Raw genomic sequence first — 7147 nt, 5'->3', positions numbered from 1 at the left:
GCGCGAGGCCCGGCGCTGGCGGTAGCCGCTGGTCTGCCCCTTGCGGACTCCGTGCACGGCTAGCACCGTGCCGCGGGCGACCAGCGCGCCGCGGTCGCCGAGCCAGAGGCGCGTGCCGATGCGCGGGAAGATCGCGATGTCGGGGAGCGCGCCGCGCAGGCTGACGAGCTCGACGTCGTCGAGGTGGCTGACCCAGAGCGAGGCCGCCTCGGTGAGCTCGGTGACGGCCTCGGAATCGCCGGTGGCCGTGACGCGCTCGGAGAGGTCGGCGAGGGCGCTCTGCCAGCCGAGCCCCCACGCGAGCGCCTCGCGCACGCGTGCGCTCGAGCCGTGCGGCGGCTCGGGGGCGACGCCGGCGTCCTTCCACCGGGCGCCGGGCACGGCGCGGTGGTCGGGGCTCGGCTGGGTGAGCGGGAGGTGCAGCGCGAGGCCCTCGAGCCGGATGCGGCGACCGGTGAGCGCGGTGACGGTGGACTGCTCGGCGAGGAGGTCCGAGAGGCCGTCGGCCGTGATGCCGAACCGGCCCATCGAGGTGAGGCCCTCGAGCACGACCCGTGCCGGCCCGGGCCCGTCGACGAGCGACTGCCAGGCCTCGCGCGAGGCGACCGTGCGGACGAGGCGGTCGGCGTGCGGTCCGTGCGCGAGCTCGACCCACTGCGCGGCGGCGTACGGGTCGGCCGGCTCGAACGGCGCCAGCACGAGGATGTCGCCGTCGTGCTCCTCGAGGGCCGCGTGCGCCTCGAACACCGTGCCGACCGCGACGCGGGTGAGGCCGAGGCGCGCCGCCTCCGCGAGGAGCCGCGCGTTGCCGACGCCGTACCCGTTGCCCTTGGCCACCGGCACGAGGTCGCCCGGCGCGAGGTGCCGGGCCGGCTCGTGCACGCCGCCGCCGTCCCCGGCCGGTTGCGAGCCGATCGCCGCCCGCACCGACTCGACCGTCCGGCCCGTGTGCGCCCGCCACCGAGCCCCGTCCACGTGCAGCACGAACGTCATGCCCCGACCCTACGGTCCCGCCGCTCGCGATGAAGTCCCCTACTGGCTTCGTCGGCTCCGCCTCCTCGCCAGCGGGGGCCCACCTGCCCCGCTGGGCGACGATGGCCGAAGGCCTTCGCCCAGTAGGGGACTTCGTTGCTCAGAGCGCAACAACGTGACCCTTCACCGGCACCGCACCGCGCCGCTCGTCGCATCACGCTCCCGCCGCTGGCGTACGGACTGTTGTGCGTCCGTGACCCGGACGGCGTCCGTTCGCGGCGAGACGACGCCGTACGCCCGCATACCCTCGTCGCACGGCGGGGGCGCATCACCGAGTCGCGTCCGGCACACGAGGGGACAGGACGACGACATGCGTACGACGAAGGCTCTCGCGGGCGTGGCGCTCGCACTCACGGCCCTGCTGACGGTGACCGCGTGCGGCAGCACCAGCACGGGCGGCTCGAGCACGGAGGCCGCGGGCAACGGCGTGGCCGACAAGTCGGCCGAGGAGATCCTCACGGCAGCCGAGGCCGCCGCGCTCGCGCAGGGCTCCGTGCACATCGTCGGCACGGTCACCCAGGGCGCCGACGACATGGGTCTCGACCTGGCGGTCGAGAAGGGCGGCAAGGCGGTCGGCTCGGTCTCGATGTCGGGCGCCACGCTCCAGATCATCTCGACCGGCACCAAGGTCTACGCCCAGGGCGACAAGGCCTTCTGGGACACGCAGGCCGGCGAGGGCGCCGCCGAGCTCATCGGCGACAAGTGGGTCGTGGCCACCGCCGGCACCGAGCTCGCGCAGTTCGAGAGCTTCACGAACTTCGAGACGTTCGTCTCCCAGCTGCTCACGCCCAGCGGCACCGTGACCAAGGGCGAGACGTCGACCGTGGACGGCACTCCCGCGATCGGCCTGAAGGACGGCGACAAGGGCACGCTGTGGATCGCCACCACCGGCGACCCGCTGCCGCTCTGGATCGACGGCGGGGCCGAGGGCTCGCTGAAGTTCAGCGACTGGGGCGAGACCGTCACCATCACCGAGCCGGACGCCGCCGACGTGCTCGACCCGTCGCAGCTCGGCCAGTAGCACCGACCCGCACGCTGGCCCCGGCTGCGGCCGGGGTCAGCGGCGGTTGAGGTAGCCCTCGACGGCGCGGGCGAGGACAGGTCGCAGGCGCATGTCCCACTCGCCGAGGTACTCGGACGCGCGGCCGCCGGTGCCGAGCTTGAACTGGATGAGCCCGAAGAGGTGGTCGTCCGGGTCGAGGGTGTCGCTGATGCCGCGCATGTCGTAGACGTGGCAGCCTGCCGCGAGCGAGTCGCGCACCATCGCCCACTGGATCGCGTTCGACGGGCGTACGTCGCGGCCCTCGTTGGAGGACGCGCCGTACGAGTACCACGCGTGCTGCCCGACGCGGACCAGCGTCGTCGCGGCGAGCACGCGCCCCTCGTGCCGCGCGAGGTAGAGCGTGATGCGGCTCGGGTCCTCGGCGGTCATCGCGCGCCACATGCGCTGGAAGTACGCGAGGCCGCGCGGCGTGAACCCGTCGCGGACCGCGGTCTCGACGTACACCTCGTGGAACGCGGGGAGGTCGTCGAAGCCGCCGTGCTCGACGACGACGCCGGCCTTGTCGGCCTTCTTGATGTTGCGGCGCCAGAGCTGGTTGAAGCCCGTGAGCAGGTCGTCCTCGGTGCGGCCGGCGAGCGGCACTTGGAACACGTACCGCGGCTGGACGTCGCCGAAGCCGGCGCCGGTGTCGGCCTTCTGGCTCCAGCCGAGCTCGAGGAGGCGGTCGGCGACGGCGAGGCCTGCGTCGTCGGTGGTGTCGGCGGGGACGTCGCGCAGGCGCTGGGCGGTGCCGTCGGCGATCGCGGCCTTGAGGGTGTCGGCGTCCCAGGTGCGCACGGTGACGGGCGGGCCCATCTTCACGGCGAACGCGCCGATCGCCTTGAGGTGTGCGGCCAGCGGCTCGAGCCAGTCGGCGAGGTCGCGGCCGGTGCGCGCGCCGGTCCAGTCGATGTCCGGGCCCTCGGGGAGGTACGCCAGGAAGCGCTTGACCTTGGGCACCTGGCGCAGGAGCACGAGGCCGGCGCCGACGAGCTCGTCGCCGTCGAACCAGCCGAGGCTGGCGTGCTTCCACTCCGCCTTGACCCCGGCCCAGCTGGGCACCTGCAGGAAGGAGATGTCGGCGCCCGCGGCGGTGCGCGCCTCGACGTACGCGAGGTGCTCCTCAGGGGTGATCCGGCGGACCTCGAGCGGCGTGGGCACGAACGGAACACTACGACCAGCCGCCCGGCCGCCGGACCACGCACGCCTACGCAGTGCGCGACCTCACGCCGGCCGCACCGCCCCTCCCGCTGAGACCGATCAATCCGCTGCTTCCGGGCCCGGGAAGTGACGGATTGATGAGTGCGAGCGGGCGGGGGTCCCTAGAGGGAGACGTCGACGACGATCGGGGCGTGGTCGCTGGGCGGCGTCGTGCCCTTCTTGCCGGTCTTGCGCGCCTCGCGGTCGACGTACGCGTCCGTGACGGCGGCGGCGAACGTCGGAGAGCCGAAGACGAGGTCGATCCGCATGCCGGTGTTCTTGGGGAAGGCGAGCTGGCGGTAGTCCCAGAACGTGAACGGCACGTCGTACTTCAGCGCGCGCGGCATGACCTCGACGAGACCGGAGTCGGTGAGCGCGGTGACGGCGGCGCGCTCGGCCGGGGTCACGTGGGTGGAGTCGGCGAACTGGGCGATGTCCCAGACGTCGGCGTCGGTCGGCGCGACGTTGAAGTCGCCGAGCACGACCCATGGCCGGTCGGGTGCCGCCGCGATCTCGGCGACGGCGGTCTCGCGCAGGGCGGCCAGCCACTCGAGCTTGTACGCGTAGTGCGGGTCGTCGATCGTGCGGCCGTTGGGCACGTAGACGCCCCAGACCCGTACGCCGTTGCAGGTCGCCGCGACGGCGCGCGGCTCCGTGACGCCGTCCCACTGCGGCTGCCCGGGCAGGTCGTACCTGACGTCGTCGAGCCCGACGCGCGACAGGATCGCGACGCCGTTCCAGCGCCCGTCGCCGCGGGCCGCCACCTCGTAGCCGGCCGCGCGCACCTCGTCGTACGGGAACAGGTCGGTCGGGGCCTTGAGCTCCTGCAGCACCAGGACGTCGGGCTGCGCCGACTCCAGGAACGCGAGCAGCCGGTCGGTCCGTACCTGGACCCCGTTGATGTTCCACGTCACGATGCGCACGCCGCCGATCCTCCCACCCCCCGCCGTTTGCGTTTTGGATGAAGGCGACCTTCATCCAATAGAGCCGAACAATCCTTCCCATCACGGGGAGGGCAGGCGCACCGCTCAGCGGTCGAGCGATCGCGCCATCCGCTCGACGGCCTCGGCCAGAGTCGAGCGCGACGCAGCGAGGTTGAGCCGCACGAAGCCCTCGCCCCCGACGCCGAACGGCAGCCCGCCGTCGAGGTGGGCAGCAGGAGCAGCGGCGTGTAGACCGGCGCCGGCACGAGCACCGTCTCCCCGGGCTTCGTGAGCAGCTCGAGCGATCGCGTGATGCCCGTGAGCACGTCCGCGCAGACACAGGTTGCTGCCGGGTCCACCGTCCACCCCCAGCGTGCGGCGGCGACGTGGGCGAAGGCCTCGGCGTACGCCGTGTCGAGCGGCGCGTAGCCGGCGTCGCCCGCGGCGAGGTCGGCCGACAGCGCCGCGACGACCGACGCCGGCAGCGGCGCGTCCATCTCGGCGATCCACAGCGGCAGCACGTCCGGTGCGTGCTGGGTCCACTTGATCGACCGCCGCGCGCGCAGCTGCTCCAGCGTCAGGACCTCGAACGGCTCCACCATGCGCCGCACTCTGTCATCGCCGCCGCCTCCGTACGCCGATGACCAGCCGCCTCCCGCACCGCCCCTCGGAAGCCGGATGAGGGGCCGGATGAGGGTGACGAGTGCGCGGCCAGATGGTGTGCTGGCTACGGGGGCCCGCGCGGGGCGGGCCATGAGGACGGGAGTCTGGGATGAGCAGCACGTCGGGCGACGCGGCGACGGCGTGGGCGCTGGCGCGGACGGCGGCCGAGGCGGCCGCCGGGTTCAAGGCCAAGGCCCCGAGCACCGCCGACACCAGCGCCCTGGCCTCGATCGCGCTCAGCCTCGCCAGGATCGCCGACGCCCTCGAGGCCCGCACCCCTGACCGGTAGCGGTGAAGGCCGGAATTGTTCGGCTCTATTGGATGAAGGTCGCCTTCATCGCACACCAGCGGGCGGGGGGGGCGGCATTTGGGGGTCGGCTGCCCGGTCCCGTACCCTGATCGGACGTGTCCGCGCCGTACGGCGGCCCCCATGGGTCGTCGGGAGCGGGTCCACGTGACGCACAACCCTCCTGCCACGGAGAGACCGTGGCCGCCAAGTCCAGAGGAGGTGGGTATCGCATGCGTCATTACGAGGTCATGGTGATCCTCGACCCCGATCTCGAGGAGCGCACCGTCGCTCCCAGTCTCGACACGTTCCTCAATGTCGTGAAGCAGTCGGGTGGCACCGTCGACAAGGTCGACATCTGGGGCCGTCGTCGCCTGTCGTTCGAGATCAACAAGAAGGCCGAGGGCATCTACGCCGTCCTCGACCTCAGCTGCACGCCGGCTGCCGTCCAGGAGCTCGACCGCCAGCTCAACCTCAACGAGGCTGTGCTGCGCACCAAGGTCATGCGTCCGGACGCCCACTAGGCGAATCCCGTGATCGACAGGCGGCTTCTCTCCGCGTGTCGTCCACAGTCCGCGAGCCCGACGACCCTTCCGGCCGTCGGATCGCACCCGTAAGGTCCGGCCCATCAGCCGAATCCACACCTTCCACCCGAGGCGGTTAGCACCATGGCGCAGGGCGACATCAACGTCACCATCGTCGGCAACCTCACGAACGACCCCGAGCTGCGGTTCACCCCGTCCGGCGCGGCGGTCGCGAGCTTCACGGTCGCGTCGAACTCGCGTTACCTCGACAAGGCCACGAACGAGTGGAAGGACGGCGAGCCCGTCTTCATGCGCTGCAGCGTGTGGAGGCAGTACGCCGAGAACGTCGCCGAGTCGCTGACGCGGGGCACCCGCGTCATCGTCACCGGCCGTCTCAAGCAGCGGTCCTACGACTCCCGCGAGGGTCAGAAGGTCACCGTCATCGAGATGGAGGTCGACGACGTCGGCCCGGCGCTGCGCACGGCCACCGCGAAGGTCACCAAGGTGGCCCGCAGCGGCGGCGGTGACTTCGGTGGTGGCGGCGGAGGCGGCTTCGGCGGCGGCCAGCAGGGCGGCGGAGGCAACTCCGGCCCGGCCGACGACCCGTGGGCGACCCCGGCCGGCGGTGGCGGCAACGCTGCCGGCGGCGGTGGCGCCTGGGGTGGCGGCGGCGGTGGCGCGTCGTACGACGAGCCTCCGTTCTAGGACCTCACAGCACGGTCGCACCTGGTGCGGCACCCCGGTGGCCAGCGAGCCGCCGGCATCCATCCGACAGACCCCATCCCGGCCTGACGCCGGGCTCCCGATAGGAGCACCACGATGGCTAAGCCTGCTCTTCGTAAGCCGAAGAAGAAGGTTTGCATCTTCTGCAAGGAGAAGATCGCGAGCGTCGACTACAAGGACACGCCGCTGCTGCGCAAGTACATCTCCGACCGCGGCAAGATCCGTGCCCGTCGCGTGAGCGGCAACTGCACCCAGCACCAGCGCGACGTCGCGACCGCGGTCAAGAACGCCCGCGAGATGGCGCTCCTGCCCTACACCTCGACCGCCCGCTGACGAAGGAGGCGACTACACCATGAAGCTCATCCTGACTCAGGACGTGAACGGTCTCGGCGCCCCTGGCGACGTCGTCGAGGTGAAGGACGGCTACGGCCGCAACTACCTCCTCCCGCGCGGTCTCGCGACCGCGTGGACCAAGGGCGGCGAGAAGCAGGTCGCGCAGATCAAGCGTGCGCGCGACGTGCGCGAGGTCCGCGACCTCGACTCCGCCCAGGCGATCAAGTCCTCGCTCGAGGGCCTGAAGGTCAAGGTCCCGGCGCGTGCCGGCGACAGCGGCCGCCTGTTCGGCGCGATCACCGTCGGCGACGTCGTCTCCGCGGTCGAGGCCGCCGGTGGCCCGTCGGTCGACAAGCGCAAGGTCACGATCGTCTCGCCGATCAAGGTTCTCGGCTCGCACAAGGTCGAGGTGCGCGTGCAC

General features: G+C 72.1%; 10 protein-coding genes. 6 read left to right on the top strand and 4 right to left on the bottom strand.

Annotated features, from left to right (window positions below; translation table 11 throughout):
• A partial coding sequence (locus ACFQGU_RS15985) for an alanine racemase (RefSeq protein WP_386768618.1) occupies positions 1–993 on the bottom strand: 993 nt, incomplete at its 3' end.
• A 349-nt stretch (positions 994–1342) separates the two neighbouring features.
• Here ACFQGU_RS15985 and ACFQGU_RS15980 point away from each other — a divergent pair.
• A complete protein-coding gene (locus tag ACFQGU_RS15980) occupies positions 1343–2053 on the top strand; it encodes a hypothetical protein (RefSeq protein ID WP_386768616.1) in 711 nt (236 codons plus the stop codon).
• Between the two features lie 36 nt (positions 2054–2089).
• On the opposite strand, the gene ACFQGU_RS15975 is transcribed toward ACFQGU_RS15980, so the two are convergent.
• The 3 genes from ACFQGU_RS15975 to ACFQGU_RS15965 form a co-directional block, all read right to left on the bottom strand.
• On the bottom strand, positions 2090–3235 hold the full coding sequence (locus tag ACFQGU_RS15975; RefSeq protein WP_386768614.1) for a lipid II:glycine glycyltransferase FemX: 1146 nt from the start codon (positions 3233–3235) through the stop codon (positions 2090–2092).
• 161 nt (positions 3236–3396) lie between these two features.
• Positions 3397–4197 carry an exodeoxyribonuclease III gene (locus tag ACFQGU_RS15970; protein ID WP_386768612.1) on the bottom strand — a complete coding sequence of 267 codons (801 nt, stop codon included), beginning with the start codon at positions 4195–4197 and terminating at the stop codon, positions 3397–3399.
• Entirely contained in the window at positions 4185–4799 is a 615-nt protein-coding gene (locus ACFQGU_RS15965) for a hypothetical protein (RefSeq protein ID WP_386768610.1), read from the bottom strand. Before ACFQGU_RS15965 ends, ACFQGU_RS15970 begins: the two co-directional genes overlap by 13 nt.
• Positions 4800–4969: 170 nt before the next feature.
• Here ACFQGU_RS15965 and ACFQGU_RS15960 point away from each other — a divergent pair, with 170 nt between their 5' ends.
• The 5 genes from ACFQGU_RS15960 to rplI all read left to right on the top strand — a co-directional run.
• Positions 4970–5149, top strand: a complete 180-nt coding sequence (locus tag ACFQGU_RS15960; RefSeq protein WP_386768608.1) for a hypothetical protein — start codon at positions 4970–4972, stop codon at positions 5147–5149.
• 230 nt (positions 5150–5379) lie between these two features.
• Positions 5380–5670: a 30S ribosomal protein S6 gene (rpsF, locus tag ACFQGU_RS15955; RefSeq protein ID WP_386768606.1), complete on the top strand. Its 291-nt coding sequence runs from the start codon at positions 5380–5382 to the stop codon at positions 5668–5670.
• Positions 5671–5814: 144 nt separating this feature from the next.
• Positions 5815–6375, top strand: a complete 561-nt coding sequence (locus ACFQGU_RS15950; protein WP_386768604.1) for a single-stranded DNA-binding protein — start codon at positions 5815–5817, stop codon at positions 6373–6375.
• Between the two features lie 114 nt (positions 6376–6489).
• Positions 6490–6726 (top strand): 30S ribosomal protein S18, encoded by a 237-nt coding sequence (rpsR, locus tag ACFQGU_RS15945; RefSeq protein ID WP_386768602.1) that lies wholly within the window; start codon positions 6490–6492, stop codon positions 6724–6726.
• A 19-nt stretch (positions 6727–6745) separates the two neighbouring features.
• On the top strand, positions 6746–7147 hold a 402-nt coding region (gene rplI, locus ACFQGU_RS15940), incomplete at its 3' end, for a 50S ribosomal protein L9 (RefSeq protein ID WP_386768600.1).

Source organism: Longivirga aurantiaca (assembly GCF_042660085.1).
GTDB lineage: Bacteria > Actinomycetota > Actinomycetes > S36-B12 > CAIYMF01 > Longivirga > Longivirga aurantiaca.
This window is presented reverse-complemented; position numbering and strand designations above follow the sequence as displayed.

Bases quoted from the DNA above. Each gene is read 5' to 3' on its own strand.
- ACFQGU_RS15980 (WP_386768616.1), top strand. From the start codon at position 1,343: ATGCGTACGACGAAGGCTCTCGCGGGCGTGGCGCTCGCACTCACGGCC.
- ACFQGU_RS15965 (WP_386768610.1), bottom strand. From the start codon at position 4,799: ATGGTGGAGCCGTTCGAGGTCCTGACGCTGGAGCAGCTGCGCGCGCGG.
- ACFQGU_RS15960 (WP_386768608.1), top strand. From the start codon at position 4,970: ATGAGCAGCACGTCGGGCGACGCGGCGACGGCGTGGGCGCTGGCGCGG.
- rpsF (WP_386768606.1), top strand. From the start codon at position 5,380: ATGCGTCATTACGAGGTCATGGTGATCCTCGACCCCGATCTCGAGGAG.
- ACFQGU_RS15950 (WP_386768604.1), top strand. From the start codon at position 5,815: ATGGCGCAGGGCGACATCAACGTCACCATCGTCGGCAACCTCACGAAC.
- rpsR (WP_386768602.1), top strand. From the start codon at position 6,490: ATGGCTAAGCCTGCTCTTCGTAAGCCGAAGAAGAAGGTTTGCATCTTC.